Annotated in this window: 22 protein-coding genes; 15 read left to right on the top strand and 7 right to left on the bottom strand. The window is 67.7% G+C overall.

Annotation, left to right across the window (positions count from 1 at the left end):
- Positions 1–23: 23 nt before the first annotated feature.
- Complete coding sequence (locus ACEOAB_RS14730) at positions 24–911, bottom strand: LysR substrate-binding domain-containing protein (protein ID WP_056597932.1); 888 nt, start codon at positions 909–911, stop codon at positions 24–26.
- Between the two features lie 78 nt (positions 912–989).
- Here ACEOAB_RS14730 and ACEOAB_RS14725 point away from each other — a divergent pair, with 78 nt between their 5' ends.
- Positions 990–2156, top strand: coding sequence for an MFS transporter (locus tag ACEOAB_RS14725; RefSeq protein WP_056597930.1), 1167 nt, complete (start codon positions 990–992; stop codon positions 2154–2156).
- Positions 2153–2773, top strand: coding sequence for a pyridoxamine 5'-phosphate oxidase family protein (locus ACEOAB_RS14720; protein WP_056597122.1), 621 nt, complete (start codon positions 2153–2155; stop codon positions 2771–2773). Before ACEOAB_RS14725 ends, ACEOAB_RS14720 begins: the two co-directional genes overlap by 4 nt.
- A 72-nt stretch (positions 2774–2845) precedes the next feature.
- Here ACEOAB_RS14720 and ACEOAB_RS14715 read toward each other — a convergent pair whose 3' ends face one another.
- Entirely contained in the window at positions 2846–3007 is a 162-nt protein-coding gene (locus ACEOAB_RS14715; protein WP_165403270.1) for an HHHH-motif protein, read from the bottom strand.
- A 146-nt stretch (positions 3008–3153) separates the two neighbouring features.
- A complete protein-coding gene (locus tag ACEOAB_RS14710) occupies positions 3154–5007 on the bottom strand; it encodes a M48 family metallopeptidase (protein ID WP_495653812.1) in 1854 nt (617 codons plus the stop codon).
- Positions 5008–5300: 293 nt separating this feature from the next.
- Here ACEOAB_RS14710 and ACEOAB_RS14705 point away from each other — a divergent pair, with 293 nt between their 5' ends.
- The 11 genes from ACEOAB_RS14705 (at position 5301) to ACEOAB_RS14655 (ending at position 17192) form a co-directional block, all read left to right on the top strand.
- On the top strand, positions 5301–6161 hold the full coding sequence (locus ACEOAB_RS14705) for a CmcJ/NvfI family oxidoreductase (protein WP_056597119.1): 861 nt from the start codon (positions 5301–5303) through the stop codon (positions 6159–6161).
- A gap of 128 nt (positions 6162–6289) precedes the next feature.
- On the top strand, positions 6290–7504 hold the full coding sequence (locus ACEOAB_RS14700) for a multidrug effflux MFS transporter (protein WP_056597117.1): 1215 nt from the start codon (positions 6290–6292) through the stop codon (positions 7502–7504).
- The gene (locus tag ACEOAB_RS14695; RefSeq protein ID WP_495653811.1) at positions 7504–8958 is read left to right on the top strand and encodes an MFS transporter; all 1455 of its coding nucleotides are present in this window, start codon (positions 7504–7506) and stop codon (positions 8956–8958) included. Before ACEOAB_RS14700 ends, ACEOAB_RS14695 begins: the two co-directional genes overlap by 1 nt.
- 70 nt (positions 8959–9028) lie before the next feature.
- Complete coding sequence (locus ACEOAB_RS14690) at positions 9029–9670, top strand: paraquat-inducible protein A (RefSeq protein ID WP_056597115.1); 642 nt, start codon at positions 9029–9031, stop codon at positions 9668–9670.
- Positions 9667–10386 carry a paraquat-inducible protein A gene (locus tag ACEOAB_RS14685; protein ID WP_056597113.1) on the top strand — a complete coding sequence of 240 codons (720 nt, stop codon included), beginning with the start codon at positions 9667–9669 and terminating at the stop codon, positions 10384–10386. Before ACEOAB_RS14690 ends, ACEOAB_RS14685 begins: the two co-directional genes overlap by 4 nt.
- On the top strand, positions 10383–12026 hold the full coding sequence (locus ACEOAB_RS14680; protein WP_056597112.1) for a PqiB family protein: 1644 nt from the start codon (positions 10383–10385) through the stop codon (positions 12024–12026). Before ACEOAB_RS14685 ends, ACEOAB_RS14680 begins: the two co-directional genes overlap by 4 nt.
- A complete protein-coding gene (locus ACEOAB_RS14675; protein WP_056597110.1) occupies positions 12023–12643 on the top strand; it encodes a PqiC family protein in 621 nt (206 codons plus the stop codon). Before ACEOAB_RS14680 ends, ACEOAB_RS14675 begins: the two co-directional genes overlap by 4 nt.
- A gap of 153 nt (positions 12644–12796) precedes the next feature.
- On the top strand, positions 12797–14398 hold the full coding sequence (locus ACEOAB_RS14670) for an MFS transporter (RefSeq protein WP_056597108.1): 1602 nt from the start codon (positions 12797–12799) through the stop codon (positions 14396–14398).
- Between the two features lie 140 nt (positions 14399–14538).
- Positions 14539–15612: a LacI family DNA-binding transcriptional regulator gene (locus tag ACEOAB_RS14665; protein ID WP_056597106.1), complete on the top strand. Its 1074-nt coding sequence runs from the start codon at positions 14539–14541 to the stop codon at positions 15610–15612.
- On the top strand, positions 15609–16610 hold the full coding sequence (locus ACEOAB_RS14660) for an NAD(P)-dependent oxidoreductase (protein ID WP_056597104.1): 1002 nt from the start codon (positions 15609–15611) through the stop codon (positions 16608–16610). The genes ACEOAB_RS14665 and ACEOAB_RS14660 overlap by 4 nt, the downstream gene beginning before the upstream one ends.
- A 105-nt stretch (positions 16611–16715) precedes the next feature.
- Positions 16716–17192, top strand: coding sequence for a VOC family protein (locus ACEOAB_RS14655; protein ID WP_056597103.1), 477 nt, complete (start codon positions 16716–16718; stop codon positions 17190–17192).
- Positions 17193–17209: 17 nt separating this feature from the next.
- On the opposite strand, the gene ACEOAB_RS14650 is transcribed toward ACEOAB_RS14655, so the two are convergent.
- The 4 genes from ACEOAB_RS14650 to ACEOAB_RS14635 form a co-directional block, all read right to left on the bottom strand.
- Positions 17210–18625 carry an MATE family efflux transporter gene (locus ACEOAB_RS14650; RefSeq protein WP_056597101.1) on the bottom strand — a complete coding sequence of 472 codons (1416 nt, stop codon included), beginning with the start codon at positions 18623–18625 and terminating at the stop codon, positions 17210–17212.
- On the bottom strand, positions 18622–19197 hold the full coding sequence (locus tag ACEOAB_RS14645; RefSeq protein WP_056597100.1) for a DUF2239 family protein: 576 nt from the start codon (positions 19195–19197) through the stop codon (positions 18622–18624). Before ACEOAB_RS14645 ends, ACEOAB_RS14650 begins: the two co-directional genes overlap by 4 nt.
- A gap of 39 nt (positions 19198–19236) precedes the next feature.
- The gene (locus ACEOAB_RS14640) at positions 19237–19605 is read right to left on the bottom strand and encodes a GIY-YIG nuclease family protein (RefSeq protein WP_235508056.1); all 369 of its coding nucleotides are present in this window, start codon (positions 19603–19605) and stop codon (positions 19237–19239) included.
- A gap of 149 nt (positions 19606–19754) precedes the next feature.
- Positions 19755–20261 carry a hypothetical protein gene (locus tag ACEOAB_RS14635; protein WP_413311981.1) on the bottom strand — a complete coding sequence of 169 codons (507 nt, stop codon included), beginning with the start codon at positions 20259–20261 and terminating at the stop codon, positions 19755–19757.
- A gap of 515 nt (positions 20262–20776) precedes the next feature.
- Here ACEOAB_RS14635 and ACEOAB_RS14630 point away from each other — a divergent pair.
- Positions 20777–21571 carry a LuxR C-terminal-related transcriptional regulator gene (locus tag ACEOAB_RS14630; protein WP_007827664.1) on the top strand — a complete coding sequence of 265 codons (795 nt, stop codon included), beginning with the start codon at positions 20777–20779 and terminating at the stop codon, positions 21569–21571.
- 8 nt (positions 21572–21579) lie between these two features.
- Positions 21580–22548: a sensor histidine kinase gene (locus ACEOAB_RS14625; RefSeq protein ID WP_056597096.1), complete on the top strand. Its 969-nt coding sequence runs from the start codon at positions 21580–21582 to the stop codon at positions 22546–22548.
- The last annotated feature ends 8 nt before the right edge of the window (positions 22549–22556 follow it).

Genomic DNA, 22556 nt, shown 5'->3' with positions numbered 1-22556 from the left:
AGCATCCGCCGCACGCTGATCGACTACGCGCCCTGGGCCTGCATCTCCATGAGCCATTCGGCCACGTACGCCGCTTCCGGCGCGGCATCGGGCGCCAGGCCGTAGTAGTACCGCTCCAGCGTCATGCGCAGCATGGGCAGCGGCGATTGCAGGCGGCCCGAGGCCAGGTCGTGCGCCACCAGCGAGGTGGGCGCCAGCGCGATGCCAAGCCCGTCGACCGCTGCCTGCAGCACGAAGTGCAGATGGTCGAACTGCAGCCGGCCCGCCGGCCGCGTGCGCGGCGCGCCGACCTGCTTCCTCCAGGCGTCCCAGTCGTCCTTGCGCGTGCGGGCTGACAGCAGCACGTGCGAGGTGAGCGCGCGCAGGTCGCCCAGCGGATGGGTCTTGAACAGCGAAGGTGCACCGACCACCAGTACCTCGTCTTCGAGAAAGGGCTGCACCTCCATCGAGGAGGGCCAGCCTTCGAGGCCCCGGCGCACCGCGATGTCGAAGCTGCCGACGGCCTGTTCGGGCATGACGGTGCTGGTGACGACCTGCGGCTCGATGTCGGGGTAGCGCTCGACGAAGGAGGGCAGGCGTGGAATGAGCCAGCGCACCGCGAAGGAAGGGCGCACGTTGATCCGCACCGCGCGGGCCGCCCCTTGCGACTGCAGCGCCCGCGCCGCCGCGCCGATCTGCGCGAGAGCCGGCTCCACCTCCGCGAAGAACTGTTGTCCCTCGGCAGTCAGCGCCACCTGCCGGATGCGGCGCTCGAACAGCGCGACGCCGAGGAACTCCTCCAGGCTCTTGATCTGCCGGCTCACCGCGCTGTGCGTGACGTGCAGCTGGAGCGCCGCACGCGTGAAGCTCAGGTGGCGTGCCGCGGCGGTAAAGGCGCGCACGGCGTTGAGGGGAGGCTCTCGAAGCGGCATGCGTGCAATTTTCTCACGCATGACAGGCGTTAATGTCGTTTGTCGGCGAAGCAGGCGGCGGCGCACCATCAGGGCTCGATGTCTCGCACCCAACCCGCTTCCAGCCCCACGTCCACCGACCTGAATTCCCGCCACGCGGCGATGGCGCTTGGCCTTTCACTGCCGGCCGACGTGGTGCTCTACCTGCTGCTGCCGATGTACGCCAGCCAGTTCGGCGTGACGCTCGCCGAGGCCGGCATGCTGCTCGCGGCCAACCGGCTGGTGCGCATCGCCGGCTATGGTTTCGTCGCGCGCTTCTACGCCCGCAACGGCGACCGGCTGACCTGCACCATTGCGGTGGCGGCGGCTGCCGTGTGCGGCTTGGGCTACGCCACGCTTTCGGGCTTCTGGGCGCTGCTGCCGTTGCGGCTCATTTGGGGCCTGTGCTTCGCGATGCTGAACCTGTCGACGCAGGCCCTGGCCACAGCCGACCCGATGGGTGCGGCGCGGCGCAACGGACGCTCGCGCGCCTTCATCGCGATGGGGCCGGTGCTGGCGCTGCCGCTGGGTGCGCTGCTGGCGCACTGGACCGGGCCGCGCGCGATCTTCGGCATCCTCGCGGCGTTCTCGCTGCTCGCGTGTTTCGTCACTCGGCGGCTGCCGGTGGCGCCGCACCCCGTCGGCAAGCCGGGGCGGCGCTTTACGCGGCCCAACAGCCTCGATGGATGGTCTTTCATGGAAGGGCTGACGCTCGACGGGCTCTTCATCGTCGGCCTGTCCTACCTCGGCAAGGACCTGCTGCCGGGCGGCGCGGTGATCGTGGCCGGCGTGCTGATGGCGCTGCGTTATCTGGCGGAGATTCTGTTGAGCCCGGTCGGCGGACACATGGCAGAGCGCTTCGGCGCGGAGCGCCTGCTTGTGAGCCTGTCGCTCTTCACCGCCATCGCGCTCGTGGGCTTCGGCCTTGGCTGGCTGTGGAGCTGTGCGGCACTGATCGTGGTGCTGCGCGCTTTGCAATTGCCGTTGTTGCCACCCATCGTGGCCCGCCGCACGCCCGGCCCGGAGCGCGTGCAGGCGCTGGCTGCGCGCTCGGTCTGGCGCGACATCGGCGCCGGCGCCGGTCCACTGATCGCGGGCCTCCTGCTGCCGATTGCGTCACCGGCATGGATCTACGGTGTGGCTGCCTCGCTGCTCGCGCTGATGGCGCTGGCCTGCGGCTGGAGCGCATCGCCACAATCCGCCAACATCCGGCAAGAAAGCACATGACAACCTCCCACGCCATCGAAACCGTCGCCCAGCTCGAAGCCCTGTTCGGACAACCCGTCGAGGCTTCGCTGAAGAAGGAGGTGCCCTACCTGCATCCGGGCTACCAGGCGCTGATTGCCGCGTCGCCTTTCGCGGTGCTCGCCACCATCGGCCCGGACGGGCTGGATGCTTCTCCGCGCGGCGATCCGCCAGGCTTCGTCGCGGTGCAGGACGAGAAGACGCTGCTGCTGCCCGAGCGCCGCGGCAACAACCGCATCGACAGCCTGCGCAACATCGTGGCCGACCCGCGCGTGGCGCTGCTGTTCCTGATACCCGGGGTGGGCGAGACGCTGCGGGTGAACGGCAGGGCGCACGTCACGGTCGAGCCTGAGTTGCTTGAGCGCTTCGCAATGGACGGCAAGCCGCCGCAATGCGTGATCCGGATCGCCGTGGAAACCGTGTTCTTCCAGTGCGCTCGCGCAATCCAGCGCTCCAAGCTGTGGGCGCCGCTGCCGGCGGACGCGAAGCGCGAGGTGCCGACGCCCGGCGAGCTTCTTTCGGCGCTGACCGAGTCGGCGTTCGACGGGGAGACGTATGACCGGGAGCTGCCGGCGCGGCAGCGGGCGACCTTGTACTGACGGCCTGTTCTGGCCGCCCATGAAAAAAGCCCGCATCAGCGGGCTTCCTGGAGCGGGTCTACACCGACAGAATCAACGCACCCAGTGGCAAACGCGGTGGTGATGACGTGCGTCCCACTTGCACACCTTGTGCTTTTTCGGGTGGTACGGCGCGGCCGAGGCGATGCTCGGCGCCAGCATGGCGAGGCCGGCGAATGCAAGGATGCTGGAGAGGATGAGCTGCTTGGTCTTCATGGGGTTCTTTCTAAGCAAAGACATCGAAGGAATGCGTCGTTCCAGGCGCTCTTGCAAAACGTGCCCGGGTCACGTCCAGATGACATTCCGAACCGCCTGGCGCATGAAATATTGCACAGGGCGGCTGCCGATGGCGGCACCGGGCCTCATGGCTGCCGTTGCTGCTGCGCCCTCATGATCTGGTGCCGCTGCCAGTAGTGCCCCGTGGCGGCCTTGAAGTTTTCCTTCTGCTTGCCCAGGCCCGCGAGCTTCACCTTGGTGGTGCGCGCGCCCAGCATGCCCTTGTCGTGGTGGGTGACGATGAGCGTGTCGCCGAAGCTGCCGTCCTTGTAGGTCAGGCCCTTGACTTCGTCCCACGCGATCGTCGAGCCGCCGTCGGCGCTGGGGTGCATGCCGGCGTAGGTGATGTCGATGCGGTCGCCGTTCTTCAGCGCGAAGCCGACCGGCGGAAAGTGCCGCAGCACGATGGCACGCTCTTCCTCGGTGGCCGGCTCGTAGCGGTAGGCCAGGCTCAGCTCGTGGTTCTGCACGAAGCGCTGCTCGTAGTCGCTCCACAGGCGTTGCTCGATAGCGGGGGCGGTCTCGATGTCATCGGCCCACGAGGCTTGCGGTGCGGTCGCGACGATGGCGCCGTAGGCGCTCTCGGGCACGTGGTGGCCGACATTGCGCATGCGCTCCAGCAGCGGAGGGTGGCTGTCGTAGGGGTGTGGCACGTCGGCGGTCTTCATCGCCTCGATGAACGCTTCGGAGCTGGCGTAAGGCGGCAGGCCGTCCGCCACGAAGCGGGCGATGCCCAGTGCGCCGTCATGCTCGCGGTTCTGCGCGAACAGCTTGCGCTCGACGTCGTTGCGGTAGCTCGCGTAGGCCGAGATTTTGATGAGCGACTGCACGATGGCAAGCGGCGCCGTGAGGCCGGCGGCCACGCGGTCGGCCTTGTATTCGCGCTCGCGGCTGTCTCGCGCCAGGGCGAACGCGAAGATCATGCGGTACAGCCGCAGCAGGTAGTGCGCCACGATGGTGAGGCCGCCGCTGCGCATCTTCCAGGTGTACTGGTCGAACTGCTGCAGCTTGGGGCCGAGCGCCGCGCTGCTGCGGGTGTCGCCGCCGCCCAGGTGCGCCAGCTCGTGCGCGAGCACCGCATCGGCCTCGGCCTGGTCGAGCACGCGCAGCAGCGGAAGGCTGACGAACAGCGTGCGGCCCTGCAGGGTGCGGCCCCTGACTTCGCACGGCGCCTCGGTCACGAAGAAATTGGTGTCGATGCCGGCCACGATCTGGTCGGGCGGCGCGGTCTTCACGCGGCCCGCAAGTTGGCGGATGCGCTCCCACAGGCGCGGTGCGTCCGCCTGCGCGATCAGCTCGCCCTCGATCTCGTTGCCCCAGGGCAGCTTCTTGAACAGCGTGTAGATCGCGTAGAACACAGCGGCCCCGGCCATGATGCCCGCCAGCGCGATCAGCTTGACGTAGTAGCTCTGCCAGAAATAGGCCGTAAGCCAGAACGACAGCCACACCAGCATCGCGCTCTGCAGCACGACCTCGACCGCGCTCGACACCGTCATCAGCCGCCAGCCCGCAACGAAGCTGGCGTAGCGCAGCCCGCGGTTGGCGAAGGCCAGCGCGCCCAGCACCAGCGCCGCCGCGAGCAGCGCGGCACCGAGCACGATGGTCCAGATGGCGGCGCGGTCGGCCCAGTGGAACTGCCACTGCATGGAGTAGGGGCTGCACACCTTGTCGTGGAAATTACTGTCTTCCGGCGCGGTGGCGTCGCAGGCCCTGGAAAGCGGATGGCTGCGATAGAAATCGGTGGCTTCGGCCTTGTCCTTGGACGAGAGCTGTGCATCGGCGGCGATGCGCTTCTCTATCGATTGCAGAAAGGCCGCGTCCTGCGAACGCAGCGCGTATTCGGTGAAGGCCAGCGTCGCCGCCGGAATGGCGAACAGCGACACGAGCGTGAGAACGAAAACGCGCAGGAGGTCTGCGTGGATCGTGCGGGCGAGGGCCATAAGGGTGCTGCTCCTGGATAGCGGATGCTGTGAGTTGTTGTGGGGGCGGTCCGGGAAGGCGATAGGGTAGCGGGTGCGGCGCGTGGAGTGAAGCCCGCTGCAACGTCAAGCGGCGCAGGGCACCGACCAGTCGGCGAGCAAGGTTATGCCCTTTGCATTCTTCTGTTTCGCGGGGTGCAGGTATAGCCTTGGCGATCATCCGTGGCCGCAGGCTTCATCATCACTTCTTCTGTGCTTTCTTCCCATTCCAGGCTCGCGGCCATTCGAGCAATCGTTTCGAGGAGTCGCATCGCATGAGTGCTGGGTCGAACGGACAGATGCTGGCAGCCACGCTGCCTTCGGTGGTGGCGGAGCTCAACTACCTGAAGGCGGGCCAGGGCCGGCCCGTGAGCTACACCTTCGAGCCGCCGCCAGGTACGCCCTGGGTGACTGGCGAACTGGAGCCGCGCCGCGTAACGATCCACGACGGCCGCCCGCTGGTGGCGCTGAACGAACTGACGCTGGACCGCAGCGGCTTCACGCAGATTTCGCATCGCAGCGCGCTCGCCGATTTCTCGCGTGATGCAACGATCCGCGACATCTACTACCGCGAGTCCGAGGCCTTGCTGCGCGACCTCACCGGTGCCGAGAAGATCGTCGTGTTCGACCACACGCTGCGTGACAGCGCACAAGGCTCGCGCCGCACGGCCGAACTGCGCGAGCCGGTGCGTCGCGTGCACAACGACCAGACTTTCGTTTCTGCGCCGCGCCGCGTGCGCGACCATCTGCCGCCCGAAGAGGCCGAGGAACGCCTGAAGCAGCGCTTCGCGATCGTCAACCTGTGGCGCCCGCTGGCCACTGTCGAGCGCTCGCCGCTTGCGCTGTGCGATGCACGCTCCATTTCACCGCAAGACATGGTGCCGAGCGACCTCGTCTATCCGGACAAGGTCGGCGAAATCTATTCCTTCACCTGGAACCCGAACCACCGGTGGTACTGGTTCCCGCGCCTGCGGCCCGACGAGGCGCTGCTGCTGAAGATCTACGACTCGCGCGAAGACGGCGTGGCGCGCTTCACCGCGCACACCGCGTTCGAAGACCCGACAGGTTCGCGCGAGGCGCCGCCCCGCCGCAGCATCGAACTGCGCGCGCTGGTGTTCTGGCCCGCCGGCAAGTAAGTCGAAACCGCTCATCCGAGCGAGGTCTTGCGGCCTCGCGCCTGCGCGATTCTTTGGCCAGGATTAGCTCTGGCGAGAAGCAGACCCCACGCCTGCAGCGATTGCCGTGCTTGACGACAATCGGTTCAATGCGTTCTTCCCCCTTCTTCAAGATGGCCCTGCTGCTGGGCCTGCTCTCGGCCATCGGGCCATTCGCCATCGACATGTACCTGCCGGCGCTGCCCGCCATCGGACAGAGCCTGCGCGCCGACATCGGCGCCGTGCAAATGAGCCTCACGGCCTTCTTCCTGTCGCTCGGCGCGGGCCAGTTGCTGTACGGGCCGATCTCTGACATGGTGGGCCGCAAGCCGCCGCTGTATGCGGGCCTGCTGCTGTTCGCGCTCGCCAGCGTGGGCTGCGCGATGGCGACCGACATCCAGACGCTGATCGTGCTGCGCTTCGTCCAGGGCCTGGGCGCCGCGGCCGGCATGGCGATCCCGCGCGCGGTGGTGCGCGACCTGCACACGGGCACCGATGCCGCACGGCTCATGTCGCTGCTGATGCTGGTGTTCAGCGTATCGCCGATCCTCGCGCCGCTCGCGGGCAGCGCGGTGATCGCGGTTGCGGGCTGGCGCGGCGTGTTCTGGGCCGTGACCATCGCGGCCGTCGCGGGCCTCGCGATGATGGTCAAGCTGCTCGACGAAACGCGCCCCGCCTCGGAACGCGTCGAAAGCAGCCTCGGCAGCGCGCTCTCGGCCTATTGGCTGCTGCTGCGCGACACGCACTACCTCGGCCTGGTGTTCATCGGCAGCTTCGCGATGGCGGGCTTCTTCACCTACCTCGCGAATTCGTCCTTCGTGATGATCGACCACTACGGCCTGTCGCCCGCGCTCTACAGCGTGGCCTTCGGCGTGAACGCGGCCGCCTTCATCGGGGCCTCGCAGTTCACCGGCTCGCTGGGCGAGCGCTACGGGCTGGTCAACCTCGTGAAGTTCGGCGTGGTGTGCTGCGGCGTTGCAATGCTCGCGATGTTCGCCTACTTCGCGATGGGCGGCGACAACCTCTGGGTGCTCATCGTGCTGTACTTCATCGCCTCGGGCTTCATGGGCCTGGTGATCCCGACCACCGGCGTGCTGGCGCTCGAGATGCACGGCGCCATCGCGGGCACCGCCTCGGCGCTGCTCGGTACGCTGCAGATGCTGACGGGCGCGCTGGCGATGGCGGTGGTGGGCTTCTTCACCGACGGCCGACCGCTGCCGATGGTGGCCGGCATGGCCGGCGGCGCGCTCATCGCGCTGGTGCTGACCTGGCTCACGCTAGGCGGCGTGGGCTCCGAACAGGCGCGCAGGGCGCAGCAGGCCTGATGAACACGGTGCGCGCAGGCGCCGGGAGCCCGGCGGTCGAAGAAGACGACAGCAGCAACGCGGGCCACAAGCCCGTCGACGGGCTGGCCATGCCGGAGCGCGGCTGGGCGATGCTGGTCATCATCCTCGGGCTGATCGTGGCGGTGCTCGACGGCACCATCGTCAACCTCGCGCTGCCGGGCATCGCGCGCGAACTGCAGGCCAGTCCGTCGCAGGCGATCTGGGTGGTCAACGCGTACCAGATCGCGACGCTGGTGATGCTGCTGCCGCTGGCTTCGCTGGGCGACCTCGTGGGCTACCGGCGCGTATACCTCGTGGGCATGGCGGTGTTCGCGCTGTCGTCACTGGCCGCAACCTTCGCCAATTCGCTCGGCACGCTGATCGCGGCACGCGCCTTCCAGGGGTTGGGTGCCGCCGGCATCATGAGCGTGAACGCGGCGCTGGTGCGGCTGACGTATCCGTCAGCGCAGCTGGGCAAGGGCATGGCCATCAACTCGCTGGTGGTCGCGACGTCTTCCGTGGCCGGGCCTTCGGTGGCCGCGGCCATCCTGTCGGTGGCCTCGTGGCCGTGGCTCTTCGCCATCAACGTGCCGCTGGGCATCGTCACCTTCGCGCTGGGCATGCGGGCGCTGCCGTTCAACCGCGTGGCGCCGGCCGCGGGGCTGCGGTTCTCGCCGGTCGACGTGGCGCTCAACGTGCTGATGTTCTCGCTCGTGTTCCTCGGCGTGGACCGGCTCGGCGTACGCGAAGGGGCGGTGCAGGGGGCCGGTGGTTCGCAGGCCTCGGCCTGGGGCATCCTGCTGGCCGGGGTGGTGGTCGGCGTCGTCTACCTGCAGCGCCAGCGCAGGCAGGCAGTGCCGCTGTTCCCTATCGACCTGCTGCGCATCCCGGTGTTCGCGCTGTCGATGGGCACTTCGGTCGCTGCGTTTTGCGCGCAGATGCTGGCCTACATCGCGCTGCCGTTCCTGCTGCTGGACGTGTACGGGCGCAGCCACATCGAGGCCGGGCTCTTGATCACCGCATGGCCGCTGGCCATCGTGGTGATGGCGCCCATCGCCGGGCGCCTGATCGGCCGCTACCCCGACGGGCTGCTGGGCGGCATCGGGCTGGGCCTGCTGGCCAGCGGCCTGGCGCTGCTGGCGGCGCTGCCCGCGCGCCCGGGCGATGCCGACATCGCCTGGCGCATGGCGCTGTGCGGGCTGGGTTTCGGGCTGTTCCAGTCGCCCAACAACCACACCATCGTGACCTCTCCGCCCGCGCACCGCAGCGGCGCGGCCAGCGGCATGCTGGGCACGGCCCGGCTGACCGGGCAGACGCTGGGGGCGGTGGTGCTGGCGGGCGTCTTCAGCGTCTGGAGCCCGCACGGGGGGCATGGCCCGGTGGTGGCGCTGGTGCTGGCAGCCAGCTGTGCCGCGGTGGCGGCGGTTTTCAGCACCCTGCGCCTCAGGACGTAGGGCCGGGCGAGGGCGGTTAATTGGTTTCAATTCCAGGCCCCGGCGGCTGAATGAGTTAGGGTACTCACCTATGACGGAAGTACCTGACACCGTGGTCTGCCCGGGTTGCGATGCGGTCTACAGCCGCACGCCGCTGCAGCCGCGCGACGTGGCGCACTGTCCGCGCTGTGGCACCGAGCTCGACCGGCACCCCGGCCGGCAGGAGCGCCGCATCCTTCCGCTGACGGTGGCCTGCCTGATCATGTTCGCCATCGCGAACCTGTTTCCCATCGTCGAGATCGAGCTTCAGGGCCTGCGCAGCCAGACCACGCTGGCCGGTGCGGTGGTAGCGCTGGGCGCCGAGGGCATGTCGGTGGTGGCGCTGCTGGTGCTGGCCACGACCATTCTTTTTCCCTTCCTGCAGCTGTGCATCCTCGCGTACCTGCTGGTTCCGCTGAGCCGCGAGCGGCGGCCCCTGGGCTTCGCGCTGCTGGTGCGGCTGATGCAGTCGCTGCGGCCCTGGGGAATGATCGAAGTGTTCCTGCTCGGCGTGCTGGTGGCCATCGTCAAGCTCTCCAGCATGGCGACCGTGGTGCCGGGCGCGGCGTTGTGGGCCTTCATGGCGCTCACGGTCATGCTGACGGTGGTGCTGTCGTTCAACCCCGGCGCGTTCTGGGAGATGACGTTCCGCCCGAAGGGCGAGGCGCAGGATGAAGGAGCGCCGGCCTCATGAAGCTTTTCGCCTTCCCGTGGCCGCGCGAACCCCGCGAGGCCGACGATACCCACGACCTCCACGACGAAGACGCGCACGTCCCCACCGCCGCCTCGCTCGGCCTCACGGCCTGCCCACACTGCGCCGCCGTCTGGAAGAACGCCGAGGAGGGCGAGGCCTGCGGCCGCTGCGGCACTCGCCTGCACACGCGCAAGCCGCAGAGCCTGAACCGCACCTGGGCCCTGCTGATCGCAGCGTGCATGATGTACATCCCGGCCAACCTGCTGCCGGTGATGATCACGCGCACGCTGTTCGGCACGCAGAACGACACCATCCTGAGCGGGGTGATCTATTTCTGGGTGTCGGGCGCCTACGGCCTGGCAGCCATCGTTTTCATCGCCAGCTTTCTGGTGCCGCTGTTCAAGCTGGCGGTGCTTTTCCTGCTCGTGGTGCTGGCGCAGCGCGGCAGCACCTGGCGCCGGCGCGAGCGCGCGAGGCTGTATCACATCATCGAGGTCATCGGCCGCTGGTCGATGCTCGACGTGTTCGTGGTGTCGCTGCTGACCGGGCTGGTGCAGATCCAGGGTTTCGCGGTCATCACCGCGGGCGTGGGCATCGCGGCCTTCGGGTCGGTGGTGGTGCTCACGATGCTGGCCTCGCTGAGCTTCGACCCGAAGCTCACGTGGGACAGCGAGGTTGCACAGGGACATGAAATCAGAGACGAGAAACCAGCATGAGTGAAGAAGACCAACCCCAGGACAAACCGGCCCCCCCGCCCGCATTGCCCAAGCCGCGCGTGGTGCGCCGGCGCGAATGGCTGCCCTCGCTGATCTGGCTGATTCCCATCGTGGCCGCGCTGGTCGGCATCACGCTGGTCGCCCGCATCCTGCTGGAGCGCGGGCCCGAGGTGGTGCTGACCTTCAAGACGGCCGAGGGGCTGGAGGCCGGCAAGACCGCCGTGAAGTACAAGGACGTGCAGATCGGCCTCGTCACCCACCTGCGGCTGGCGCGCGACCGCTCGCACGTGCGCGTGCTGGTGCAGTTCAACAAGGACGCCAAGGGCTTCACCGCCGCGGATTCGCGCTTCTGGGTGGTGCGGCCCCGGCTCGACACCTCGGGCATCTCGGGGCTCAACACCTTGCTGTCGGGCGCTTACATCGGCGCCGACGCGGGCGTATCGGAAGACACCGCGGGCGAGTTCACCGGGCTCGAGACCCCGCCCATCGTCACGCGTGACGACTCCGGCAAGCAGTTCCTGCTGCGCGCCAACGACGTGGGCTCGCTCGACGTGGGCTCGCCGGTGTACTTCAGGCGCGTCAAGGTCGGGCAGGTGGCGGCCTACGAACTCGATGGCGACGGGCGCGGCGTGACCATGCGTGTCTTCGTGAACTCGCCCTACGACAAGTTCGTGGGCATGAACACGCGCTTCTGGCAGGCCAGCGGCATCGACGCGCAGCTCAGCGCCAGCGGCTTCACGCTGCGCACGCAGTCGCTGGCGACCATCCTGCTCGGCGGCATCGCCTTCCAGGCGCCCGACGACGCAATGGGCCCGGTCGCCAAGGAGAACGCCGCCTTCACGCTGGCGCAGGACGAGTCCGCCGCCATGAAGGAGCCCGACGGGCCTTCGCAACCGCTGCTGATGTACTTCAACCAGTCGCTGCGCGGCCTGACGCCGGGTGCGCCGGTGGATTTCCGCGGTGTGGTGATCGGCGAGGTCAAGTCGATCGGCGTCGAGTTCGACCGCGCCGAGCGCGAGTTCCGCATGCCGGTGCTGGTGCAGGTCTACCCCGACCGGCTGCGCCGCCGCGCGGGCGAGAGCGGCACCGAATCGCGCGCCACCCAGCAGGAGCGGCTGCGCTTCCTGGCCGAGAAGGGCCTGCGCGCCCAACTGCGCAGCGGCAACCTGCTGACCGGCCAGGTCTACGTGGCGCTCGACTTCTTCCCGAAGGCGCCGCCGGTCAAGATCGACCTGACGAAGAACCCGGTCGAGCTGCCCACGGTGGCCAACAGCCTCGACGAGATCCAGTCGCAGGTGCAGGAAATCGCGACCAAGCTCAACAAGGTGCCGTACGAGCAGATCGCGGGCGACCTGCGAACCACGCTCGCGGCGCTCAACAAGACGCTGACCACCACCGAGCAGACGGTGAACCGCATCAACAACGACGTCACGCCCGAGCTGGCCGCGGCCATGAAGGACGTGCGCAAGACCGTGAACTCGGCCGAGCGCACGCTGGCCGACGACTCGCCGCTGCAGCAGGACATGCGTCAGACGCTGCAGGAGCTGACTCGCGCCGCGGGCTCGGTGCGCGTGCTGACCGACTACCTCGAACGCCATCCCGAGTCGCTGCTGCGCGGCAAACCGGACGACAAGAAATGAAGAAGAACCTAGCCTTCCTCGCGCTGGCGGCCCTGCTTGCGGGCTGCGCCAGCAAGCCCGACAGCTACTACACGCTGGCCAGCCCGGTGGCCGCCGCCGAGGCTGCGCCTTCGACGCTCGGCAGCGCCGCGCCGCTCTACATCGAGCTCGCGCCCGTGGCCGTGCCCGAGCGCTTCGCGCGGCCGCAGATGGTGGTGCGCCAGCCCAACGGCAGCGTGCAGGTCGAGGTGCTGGAGCAGCACCGCTGGGCCTCTTCGTTCGAGAACGAGCTGCGCGATGCGCTGGCCAGCGGCATTGCCGGGCGGCTCGGCGCGCTGGATGTGACCAAGGGCGGCCGGCAGGGCTCGCAGCCGGTGTGGCGCATCGCGGTGCAGCTGCGGCAGTTCGACGCGGTCGATGGCGGGCGCGTCGATGCCAGCTTCGACTGGACGCTGCGGCGCTCGGACGAGGCACGCACGGTGGTGTGTCAGCTGGACCTCGGCGAGGCCGTGGGCACCGGGATGGACGCGGTGGCGCAAGGGGCGCAGCGCGTGGCGTCGGCGGCGGCCGCAGCGATGGCGCGCAGCTTGAATGCGGCGCGTGCGAATCCGTCGGCCACGGTCTGCGCGACGACCTGACCTCGTCTTTCTCCCTCCCCCTCTGGGGGAGGGCTGGGGTGGGGGCGCGACGGCGATCGATCGAGCATGGCGTATCGTGCGGGGGGCAGCCCCCATCCCAACCTTCCCCCAGAGGGGGACGGAGCAAAACGGAATCCAATCGACGGAAATCCCATGGCACAGATCGGCAAGGCTCCTTGCGACGACGCGTTGATCCTGCATGGCGCGCGGGCGGAAGAGGGGACCTGCCCCGAGGCTTCCAAGCCCTGGGTGCTGGCCGCGGCCGTCGTGGGGTCGAGCATGGCCTTCATTGACGGCACGGTGGTCAACGTGGCGCTGCCGGCTATCCAGGCCGATCTGCAGGCCACGGCGTTCCAGGCGCAATGGGTGGTCGAGTCGTATGCCTTGCTGCTGGCGGCGCTGCTGCTCGTGGGCGGCGCGCTGGGCGATCGCTATGGCCGGCGGCGCATCTTCGCGATCGGCGTCGGCATCTTCGCGCTCTCTTCGGTGGCCTGCGGGCTCGCGGCGACCGTGCAGCAGCTCATTGCCGCGCGGGCGGTGCAGGGCATCGGCGGCGCGCTGCTGGTGCCGGGCAGCCTGGCGCTCATCAGCGCGTCGTTTCCCGAGAAGGAGCGCGGCAAGGCCATCGGCACATGGTCAGGCTTCAGCGGCATCACGGCGGCGGTGGGGCCTGTGCTGGGCGGCTTCCTGGTCGATCACTTCTCGTGGACCTGGGCCTTTTTCATCAACGTACCGATGGCGCTGCTGGTGCTGTGGATCGTGTGGCGCCACGTGCCCGAGAGCCGCGGCGCATCGGCCACCGGCAGGCTGGACTTCTGGGGCGCGCTGCTGGCGACGGCCGGGCTTGGTGGCGTCGTCTATGCCTTCATCGAGGCGCCCACGCAAGGCTGGGGTTCGCCGGCCGTGCTCGGGGCGCTGGCCCTGGGTGTGTTGGGCAGCGCGGGCTTCATCGCCGCCGAGCGCAAGGTGCGCACGCCGATGCTGCCACTGGCCTTGCTGCGCATCGGCAACTTCAGCGGCGCGAACCTGCTGACCCTGCTGCTTTATGCGGCGCTGGGCGGCGGGCTGTACTTTTTTCCGCTCAACCTGATCCAGGTGCAGGGCTACTCGGCCACCGTGGCGGGCGCGGCGCTGTTGCCTTTCATCTTCACCATGTTCGCGCTCTCGCGCTGGGCCGGACAGTTGGTCGACCGCTTCGGGCCGCGCTTGCCGCTGGTCATCGGGCCTTCGATTGCGGCGGTCGGCTTTGCGCTCTTTGCCGTGCCGGGCGTTGGCGCGAGCTACTGGAGCGGCTTCCTGCCGGCCGTGGTGGTGCTTGGCTTTGGCATGACGGTGACGGTGGCACCGTTGACCACCACCGTCATGAACTCGGTCGGGCCGGATCTGGCGGGCGTGGCTTCGGGCGTGAACAACGCCGTGTCGCGCGCGGCGGCGGTGCTGGCGATTGCGGTGTTCGGCGCAATCATGGCCTGGGCCTTCGACGTTGCGCTGGAAGAGCATCTGCGGGGCATGGGCGCTTCGGCGCAGGTGGCGGCTTTTCTCGAAGGCGAGCGCAGCAAGCTGGCGGGCGCGGCGCTGCCGCCGGGCGTGGATGCTGCCACGGCGGCAGCCCTCAAAAGGGCCGTGGCCGAATCCTTCGTGGCGGGCTTTCGTTGGGTGATGCTGCTGAGCGCGGGGCTGGCTGTGCTGAGCGCGGTGAGTGCCTGGCTGATGATCGGTGCGGAGCCTGCGGTCAGGCCGGCCACGGAGAAATAACTAGGGCGGGTACGGAGGCGGGACTCGACGAAGTCCGTTACCTTCGTTGTGCGTTGGCGGAAGTGCCGGCGTATTCCGCGTGGCCGCCAATGCACGCGGGGGAGCGACTCGAAAAACATAAGACAGAAGGGGGAGATGCCATGAGCAGAATCAGCGACGTGGCCAAGCGGGCAGGCGTTTCGAACAGCACCGTATCGAACGTGATGAACGGACGCATCGATCGCATGGCCAAGGAAACGCTGGCGCGCGTCGAGGCCGCCATCCGCGATCTGAAATACCGGCCCAACACCTCGGCGCGGCAGCTCAAGACCGGGCACACGCCGCTGATCGGCCTGCTGGTGCCGTCGATGGCCAACCCCATGTACGGCTTCATCGCGCGCGAAGTCGAAACGCTGGCGCAGGAGCGCTACGGCTTCCGGATCATGATCGGCAACACCTACCGCGACGCCGCGAAGGAAGCGCATTTCTTCGAGGACCTGATGGCGCACGGCGTGCGCGGCGTGATCATCATCTCGTCGCTGCTCGACGAGCAGCACGTCGAGGCCGCCGCCGAGGGCGGGCTGGTGGTGGTCAGCTACGACCGGCGCGCCACGCCGGGCATGGCCTCGGTCATCGACCACGTGACCGTCGACAACTTCGAGACCTCGCGCCTCGCCACCCAGCACCTGATCGAGCAGGGACATTTGCGGCTGGCGTTCGTCACGCCCTCGGGGCGCACCATGAGCCGCAGCGAAAAGGTCGACGGCTTCCTCGCTGCCGTCCGGACTGCGGGTCTCGAAGGCAGCGCCCAGGTGGTCGAAGGCATGCCGGTCGACGAGTACGGCGATTCGATGATGAGCGAACTGGGCCGCGCGCAGGCGGTGCTGATGGCGAAGTCGAAACAGCGCCCGACCGGCGTGATCGGCGTGAACGACCTGCTCGCCTTCGGCCTGATGGCGGGTTTTCGCGACACCGGGCTTGCGGTGCCGCAGGACGTGTCGGTCATCGGCATCGACAACGTGTTTCTATCGACGCTGATGTATCCGGCCATGACTTCTGTGCGCGTGCCCGTGCCCGAGATGGCGCAGGTGATGGTGGAGCGCGTGATGAACCGGCTGTCGGACCCGTCGATGCCGGCGCAGGAGTTTGTCTTTGCGCCCACGCTGGTGGCACGCGATTCGGTCGCGGCGCCGCTGCGCGGAGAGTCGCCAGCCGGACAGGTGCTTTTTTCATGACCACGGTTTTCGTCAGCCATCCGCAGAGCAAGCTCGCGCACTATTTCGGCGATCGGGCCTCTGCCGCCTTGGAGGCCATCGCGCAGGTGCGCTTCAACCCCACGGACACCGATCTTTCGTCGGCCGACCTGGCCGAGCAGGCGCGGGACTGCGACGCCATCGTTTCCTACCGCCAGACGGTGGGCGACGAGGCGCTGTTCGCCGCGCTGCCGCAGTTGAAAGCCTTCGTGCGCTGCGCCATCGACATCCGCAACATCGACGTGGCGTCGGCCAGCCGGCATGGTGTGCTGGTGACGCAGGCGAGCGCGGGGTTCGTTCCCGCCGTGTCGGAATGGATCGTGGGCGCGATGATCGACCTGGGGCGGCACATCAGCGCGTCGTCCGAGGGCTACCACGCAGGCCGGCCCGTGGCATCGACAATGGGGCGCGAACTGCGCGGCAGCACGCTGGGTGTGATCGGCTACGGGCAGATCGGCCGCTACCTGTGCGGCATCGCGCTGGCGCTGGGCATGCGCATCGTCGTGCACGACCCGCACACCGCAACCGGTCGGGCCGAGTTCGCACAGGCGACGCTCGAAGCGCTGCTGGCGCAAGCCGACTTCGTGGCCTGCCTCGCGGCGGCCACCGGTGAGACCGAGAACATGATGAACGCCGCGGCCTTCGCAGCGATGCAGCCGCATGCCTTCTTCATCAATGCATCGCGCGGCGATCTGGTGGATGAAGACGCGCTGCTTGCTGCGCTCGATGCAGGAGTCATTGCCGGCTGCGCGCTGGACGTGGGCCGTGCACCCGACCAGATGCCGTCGCTGCGCGTGGCGGCGCACCCGCGCGTGATCGCCACGCCGCACATCGGCGGACTTACGCCGCCAGCCGTGGAGCACCAGGCCATGGAGACCGTGTCGCAGCTGGCGGAGATTTTCCAGGGCAGGGCGCCGCAGGGCGCGGTCAATGCGGCCGAGGCATTCCGCTGGCGGCAGGCGTTCGGCGTGGGGGCCTGAGCCTCGATGGGAACTTCCCGCTGACAGGCGCACACGGGTTGACAAGGTCCTCCTGCCGATTTGATACTGAACCCTCTGGTTCATCATTCAAGCGAAGGAGACCCCATGCAAAAGATCGTTCCCTGCCTCTGGTTCGATGGCAACGGCGAAGAAGCGCTGAATTTCTACACCGCGATCTTTCCGAAATCGCGCGTGACCGACAAGCTGCTCTGGGGCGACGTCAACCCCGCCAAGAAGGGCTCGGTGCTCACCGCGACCTTCGAACTCGAAGGGCAGGAGTTCATGGTGCTCAACGGGGGACCGGAGTACAAGTTCACCCCGGCCATCTCGATGCTCGTGAAGTGCGAGACCCAGGCCGAGGTCGACTACTACTGGGACAAGCTGCTCGAAGGCGGCGGCCAGCCGGTGCAGTGTGGCTGGCTCACCGACCGCTACGGCGTGTCCTGGCAGGTCGCGCCCATGCCGATGATCCGCATGTTCCAGGACAAGGACCCGGCCAAGGCAGCCCGCGCGATGCAGGCGATGATGAAGATGGTCAAGCTCGACATCGCCACGGTGCAGAAGGCCTTCGACGGGGAGTGATCCGCCGCCGCCGGCGGCTATACCAGCCGGCGGATTCCCTTCTTGCGCCACACCAGCTGGTAGTACGCGGTCTGCAGCAGCAGCATCGCGCCGAAGGTCACCGGGTAGGCGATCCAGATGCCGTTCAGGCCGATGCGATGGCTCACGAGCCAGGCCACCGGCACTTCTATTCCGAGGATGCAGAGGATGGAGATCAGCGTAGGCACCAGCACCGAGCCGCTGGCGCGCATGATCCCCGACAGCGCCGCGGCCATGCCGAAGATCACCAGGCTCCACAGCATGATGTGCAGCAGCGTCTGCGCGATCTCGAGCACCGGTGCGCTGGTGATGAAGAAGGCCATCAGGTGGCGCGAGAACAGGTAGCCCAGCAGCACGAGGCCGCCGGTCAGCACGAGGTTCATCAGCAGCGCCGTCTTCGCGATGGCGCCGAGCCGGTCGGCACGGCCCGCGCCGATGGCCTGCGCGCCGAGGATCGACGCGGCGATGGCGATCGAGATGGCCGGGAACTGCACGTACGCCACCACCTGGTTCACCGCGCCGTAGGCCGCGGTGGCGCTCGAGCCGTAGCTGTTGACCATCGACAGCAGCACCACCTCGGCCAGCGCGACCACGATCATCTGCACGCCCGTGGGCACGCCGATCTTCAGCACCGCCTTCAGCAGGTGCGGCTGGATGCGCAGGTTGCGCACGAACGCCGCGTCGGGCGCGAGCGGGCTCTTGCGGCTGCGCAGCCGGAAGCCGAGCCAAGTGGTCGCCACCGCGAAGGACAGCACCGAGGCCCACGCACCGCTGGCCACGCCAAGCTGCGGCAGGCCGCCCCAACCGCGGATGAGCGCGGGCGTGACCACCAGCCCGATCAGCGTGGAGATCAACAGCGTGAGCAGCGGCGTGACGGTGTCGCCCACGCCGCGCAGCATGGCCGTGACGAGCAGGAACACGAACACGCCCGGCATCGCGATCAGCATGATGCGGGCGTAGCGCGTGGAATCGGCCAGCACATCGGGCGGCGTGCCCAGTGCGGCCAGCATCGGCGTGGTGAAAGCACCGCCGAACACTGCGATCACCAGGCCCATGAGCACGCCCACCGTGAGCGTGGTGCCGGCCACGGCCTTGGCCTTGTCCACGTCGCGCGCGCCCCAGGCCTGGCCGATGAGCACCGAGGCGCCCGCGCCCAGGCCGATGATGAAGGCGATGAAGAAGAACATCACCGGGAAGAAGCTCGACACGGCCGCCAGCGCGCCCACGCCGAGCATCTGCCCCACGTAGACGTTGTTGAGCGTGCCCGAGAGCGACTGCAGGATGTTGCTGAGCAGCATCGGCGCGAGGAAGAAAAGAAAGACCTTCCACAGCGGACGCGTTGCGCCCACTGGCGCTACGGACACGCCCTGAGGGCCGCTCCGGCCGGTTGCGGAAGTCTCGGGGGTTGCTCTCATGCGGGGGTGCTCCAGCCGGCGGCTGACAGTTTTTGAAGATGGGAGCGCAGGTCCACGGGCCAGGCGTCGATGAGTCCCTCGAAGCGATTGCGCTCACCGGCGAACAGCGCGCGCGTGGCTTCCTCGAAGCCGGGCAGGGCGCCGGCAATCGCGGTCATGAAGCGATAGGTGGCCTCGCGCGAGGCGCGCACGGCGTCGCGGTCGGCGTTGACGCGGCTCGCCTCCTGCACCAGGCGCCGCAGCGCGACCGATGCGCCGCCGGGCTGTCGGTTGAGCCAGTCCCAATGGCGTGGAAGCAGGGTGACTTCGCGCGCGACCACGCCCAGCTTCGGGCGGCCTACGCCGCGGGGCGTGTCTTCATGGGCCTCTGCACCGGCGGCGTGCGGCACGAGGCCGGCCCGGTTGTGCACGTCGAAGTCGAGCGGCTCGCCGGTCTGCTCGTTGAACACGAGGTAGGGCGTGTCGTCCTTGCGCTCGCGCAACTGCGCGAGCACGTCGGCGGTGCTTCCCTGGGCAATGCACTTGAAACCGGCGAAAACGATCAGGTTGGTGGGTGGCGTGTCGGAGGGCATTGTTCTTTCTTCCGGTCCGTTCGAAACGAGGTGCGTAATCTACCCGTTGAACGGCTCAGGTGTTTGGTGTGTCGTCGAGGCAAAGCGCAAGAAGCGCGGCGTTGATTTGCGGCAGGCTTTTTCGGCCGCCGGGGCGGATGGCGTGTTGTAGCCCTTCTCGCCGTCGCATTGGAGTTCTTCGCGCCAGAGCGCGAGGAGTTTCTCGAGTTCCGCCGCGCGGTCGAAGGTTGGGTCTTCGCTTTCCTTGACCCGGTCGATCACCTCGAAGGTGAACCGATTGGCGCCGTGCGCGATCCAGTCCCGCCCGAGCGCCTTGTTGCGGTGCGAGTGCAAGTTCAGCTCGAAGCGGGCGCGGTTCATGGCGCCTTCGACGTCGAGGCTGCCGGCCACATAGATGCGGCCGGTCAACCCGTTGCGAATGACGAAGACGCCGGCGGGGCGCGCGGTTTCCTTGTATTGACGGGAGATGGCTCGCCGGCTTTCTGGTGAGAGGTTCATGCTTCAAATATTACCCGGGTTAAATGTTGATGGCAATATACCCGGGTAAAAATAACTGCTCAACCTTCCCTAAGCCGACGCCAGCCGCGCGAGATGCGCCGGTTCAACGCCCGCACCACGCGCCAGGGCCGGCTCTGGCGAACGAGGGTGAGCACATGGTCTTTCCATGCCTTCCATCGCGGATACCAGCGGGCGAACCACGGAATGCGCATCAACGGCCCTTCGACCAGCTGGAAGATCCGCGCGACGATGGCCGTGCCCACCAGCTTGGCCAGCACGAGCACGGTGAGGGCGCTGGCCGCATGGCCGCGGCTGAAGAGAAAGAGCGCCAGTACCTTGACAGGCAGCAGCAGCACAACCGGCACGAAGAAAGCCAGCAACGCGCCCCAGGGCGGCAGCCGGCGCAACCGTTCTTCGAGCGCTGCCCAGAAGGGCAGGCGGGACAGGCGCGCGGCGAGCGCGGCCAGTGGCTCCCAGCCCCACTCCTCGAAGAGCAGCACGGGAACGACGAGCACGATACCGATGGCGCGGAGCAGTGCGCGCAGTGCGCGGGCGAATGAGGTCATCCGCGAAGGGTAAGGCAGCGCGTGTCCCGGGCCACCTGGAACGCTCTGCCTGTTGCAAGGCCGTTGCCGGTTGTCGCGGCCACGCTGGTTACCTGGCCCTGCGTGTTGGCCGAACCGCTTGCCGTCGCGCCGCCGATCCGAAGGCTCGGAAGAAGACCGCGCGACCCGCTCGATATCCGGACGATCCGGCCCCGGCTATCGCTCAGTGGCGCGGTTTAGGTGCTTTCGCCATGACCGGAGTGCAGTTTCCGGGTCGGGAAACCAGCCAGAGATGTCTCACGCTGGGTAGTGCAAGGCTATGACGAAAGTAGTGGTTTGCTCCCTCTCCGCTGGCATCGGAAGGCGTCCTTTCACGCGACGCCAGCATGGAAATTACAACTTTCAGTTGACATCGAAAATCAATGGAAACAAGATGCAACCAAAGTAATCAAAAAAGCCGAAACTCAAAATCTGAGTAGAAATGGATTAACTTTTCGACACGAACAAAGTGCATTAATTGTCACAAAGGGGCTGGAATGGAAAGCGATCTCGACATTTCGTTGACGGAAACAGGGAATGGGGCTAAGCACTATGCCAACCCCGGTCAGTTTGGCGGGCTGCTCGCGCCGTCCGCCGACACGCTCCCGTGGCCCGATTTTCTTACCGGGCAGCACACCAAACCCGTGCGCGTCCTGCTGGTGGACGATGACCCCTTCGTGCGTCGCGTCATCGCCCAGGAGTTGCTGGGCGACCTGCGCATCCAGCTCGAGGGGCAGGCCGGCACCCTGCGCGAAGGGCGACGATTGCTGATGCAGCATGAGTTCGACGTGCTGATGGTCGACATCCGCCTCGGTGACGGGAGTGGATTCGAGCTCATCGAAGAGGCCAAGCGGCATCGCAGCGCGGCGGAGATCATCGTCATCTCGGCACTCGAGGACGAACCCCAGGTGCTGCACGCCTTCGAGCTTGGCGCCTCCGGCTACCTCGTCAAGAACGCGTGGTTCCAGAGCTATGCCCAGGCCGTGCTGCAGGTGGTGAATGGCGGGGCCGCCATCACGCCGCGGCTGGCACGCCGGCTGCTCGTGCACCTCGATCACAAGCGCTCCAACGTGAACCCGGTGCGTCCCCCGGAGAGCAAGGCGACGTTATCCACGCGCGAGCGCGAAGTGTTACGACTTGTGGCGACGGGCTACGTAACCGAAGAGATCGCGCTGCAGCTCACCATCAGCGCCCAGACGGTGAATGCGCATGTGAAAAACATCTACCGCAAGCTGCACGCCCATACCCGCGCGCAGGCCGTGAGCTTTGCCTCCCACCGGGGGCTCCTGTAGGCCATGCCATGCTGTCGCCGCAGGTCCTTGATTTGCCGCACTTTCTGGAAGACCAGTTCGTGTGGCTGTCGATCGGCTCGTGGGGCGTGCTGTTGATGTGGCTGCGCTTGCGCATCTCGCGCAGGCGTTTGCTGATGTGGGCTGGCCTGGCGGCGGCGCTGCATCTGACCCCGGTGACCGCGCAGGTGATCCGGGCTGCATCGGCCGCCAACTTGATGGGGAATGACATGCCATTCACATTTTGGGCAATGCAGGCGCTGAACCTGGGAGTGCTTGCCACGGTCGTCGGCATCTGGCTCGTTTCCCGGCACCGCGCGGAAAGCCACGGGCCCTCGCAGGAGGTGATGATCGAGCGGCGGCGCATCGCCCACGACCTGCACGACGGGGTTGGCTCGCGGCTGGTGGCGCTGCTGGCCAGCCAGGACCCCCGCTTCAACGGGCCAGGCAGCCTGTCGATGGCCCTGCAAACCTGCCTGCTCGAACTCCAGATGACGGTGGACGACCTCGACGACCAGACCTCCGCCACCGTCGTCGAGCGGCTGGCCCATCTGCGCTACCGGCTGCAGCCTGCGTTCGACCGGCTCGGCATCGCGCTGGTATGGAACATCGCCAGCGAGACACAAACCCACTCCGTGCCGCCCGAGACCGCAATGCAGATCTGCCGGGTGGCGCAGGAAGCGCTGTCCAATGCGCTGCGGCACGCCCGTGCGACCCGCGTCGAACTGCGCTTCGGCATCCAGGTCCACCCGCAGGGGCTGGTGCTGGAGGTGCACGACGACGGCCGCGGCCTGGGGGCTGCCCGCAGTGCCTCTTCCGCCTCGATGGGCAAGGGCCTGCGCAGCATGCGCAACCGGGCCGACGCCATTGGCGGCGAACTGACGCTGGCGAATATCGTGCCCCGTGGACTGTGTGTGCAACTGGTGGTTCCAAGCCGGGCGCAGGCCGGCACCCGGCCCGAAGCGGAAAGCATGCTGTAACGCGCTCC

Source organism: Variovorax sp. Varisp53, assembly GCF_059491555.1.
Note: the sequence above shows the minus strand (reverse complement) of the source record. Positions and strands in the feature narration are given on the sequence as shown.

What these genes read in the sequence shown, in the direction of transcription:
- ACEOAB_RS14730 (WP_056597932.1), bottom strand. Translation starts at nt 911, where the DNA reads ATGCCGCTTCGAGAGCCTCCCCTCAACGCCGTGCGCGCCTTTACCGCC.
- ACEOAB_RS14725 (WP_056597930.1), top strand. Translation starts at nt 990, where the DNA reads ATGTCTCGCACCCAACCCGCTTCCAGCCCCACGTCCACCGACCTGAAT.
- ACEOAB_RS14720 (WP_056597122.1), top strand. Translation starts at nt 2,153, where the DNA reads ATGACAACCTCCCACGCCATCGAAACCGTCGCCCAGCTCGAAGCCCTG.
- ACEOAB_RS14715 (WP_165403270.1), bottom strand. Translation starts at nt 3,007, where the DNA reads ATGAAGACCAAGCAGCTCATCCTCTCCAGCATCCTTGCATTCGCCGGC.
- ACEOAB_RS14710 (WP_495653812.1), bottom strand. Translation starts at nt 5,007, where the DNA reads ATGGCCCTCGCCCGCACGATCCACGCAGACCTCCTGCGCGTTTTCGTT.
- ACEOAB_RS14705 (WP_056597119.1), top strand. Translation starts at nt 5,301, where the DNA reads ATGAGTGCTGGGTCGAACGGACAGATGCTGGCAGCCACGCTGCCTTCG.
- ACEOAB_RS14700 (WP_056597117.1), top strand. Translation starts at nt 6,290, where the DNA reads ATGCGTTCTTCCCCCTTCTTCAAGATGGCCCTGCTGCTGGGCCTGCTC.
- ACEOAB_RS14695 (WP_495653811.1), top strand. Translation starts at nt 7,504, where the DNA reads ATGAACACGGTGCGCGCAGGCGCCGGGAGCCCGGCGGTCGAAGAAGAC.
- ACEOAB_RS14690 (WP_056597115.1), top strand. Translation starts at nt 9,029, where the DNA reads ATGACGGAAGTACCTGACACCGTGGTCTGCCCGGGTTGCGATGCGGTC.
- ACEOAB_RS14685 (WP_056597113.1), top strand. Translation starts at nt 9,667, where the DNA reads ATGAAGCTTTTCGCCTTCCCGTGGCCGCGCGAACCCCGCGAGGCCGAC.
- ACEOAB_RS14680 (WP_056597112.1), top strand. Translation starts at nt 10,383, where the DNA reads ATGAGTGAAGAAGACCAACCCCAGGACAAACCGGCCCCCCCGCCCGCA.
- ACEOAB_RS14675 (WP_056597110.1), top strand. Translation starts at nt 12,023, where the DNA reads ATGAAGAAGAACCTAGCCTTCCTCGCGCTGGCGGCCCTGCTTGCGGGC.
- ACEOAB_RS14670 (WP_056597108.1), top strand. Translation starts at nt 12,797, where the DNA reads ATGGCACAGATCGGCAAGGCTCCTTGCGACGACGCGTTGATCCTGCAT.
- ACEOAB_RS14665 (WP_056597106.1), top strand. Translation starts at nt 14,539, where the DNA reads ATGAGCAGAATCAGCGACGTGGCCAAGCGGGCAGGCGTTTCGAACAGC.
- ACEOAB_RS14660 (WP_056597104.1), top strand. Translation starts at nt 15,609, where the DNA reads ATGACCACGGTTTTCGTCAGCCATCCGCAGAGCAAGCTCGCGCACTAT.
- ACEOAB_RS14655 (WP_056597103.1), top strand. Translation starts at nt 16,716, where the DNA reads ATGCAAAAGATCGTTCCCTGCCTCTGGTTCGATGGCAACGGCGAAGAA.
- ACEOAB_RS14650 (WP_056597101.1), bottom strand. Translation starts at nt 18,625, where the DNA reads ATGAGAGCAACCCCCGAGACTTCCGCAACCGGCCGGAGCGGCCCTCAG.
- ACEOAB_RS14645 (WP_056597100.1), bottom strand. Translation starts at nt 19,197, where the DNA reads ATGCCCTCCGACACGCCACCCACCAACCTGATCGTTTTCGCCGGTTTC.
- ACEOAB_RS14635 (WP_413311981.1), bottom strand. Translation starts at nt 20,261, where the DNA reads ATGACCTCATTCGCCCGCGCACTGCGCGCACTGCTCCGCGCCATCGGT.
- ACEOAB_RS14630 (WP_007827664.1), top strand. Translation starts at nt 20,777, where the DNA reads ATGGAAAGCGATCTCGACATTTCGTTGACGGAAACAGGGAATGGGGCT.
- ACEOAB_RS14625 (WP_056597096.1), top strand. Translation starts at nt 21,580, where the DNA reads ATGCTGTCGCCGCAGGTCCTTGATTTGCCGCACTTTCTGGAAGACCAG.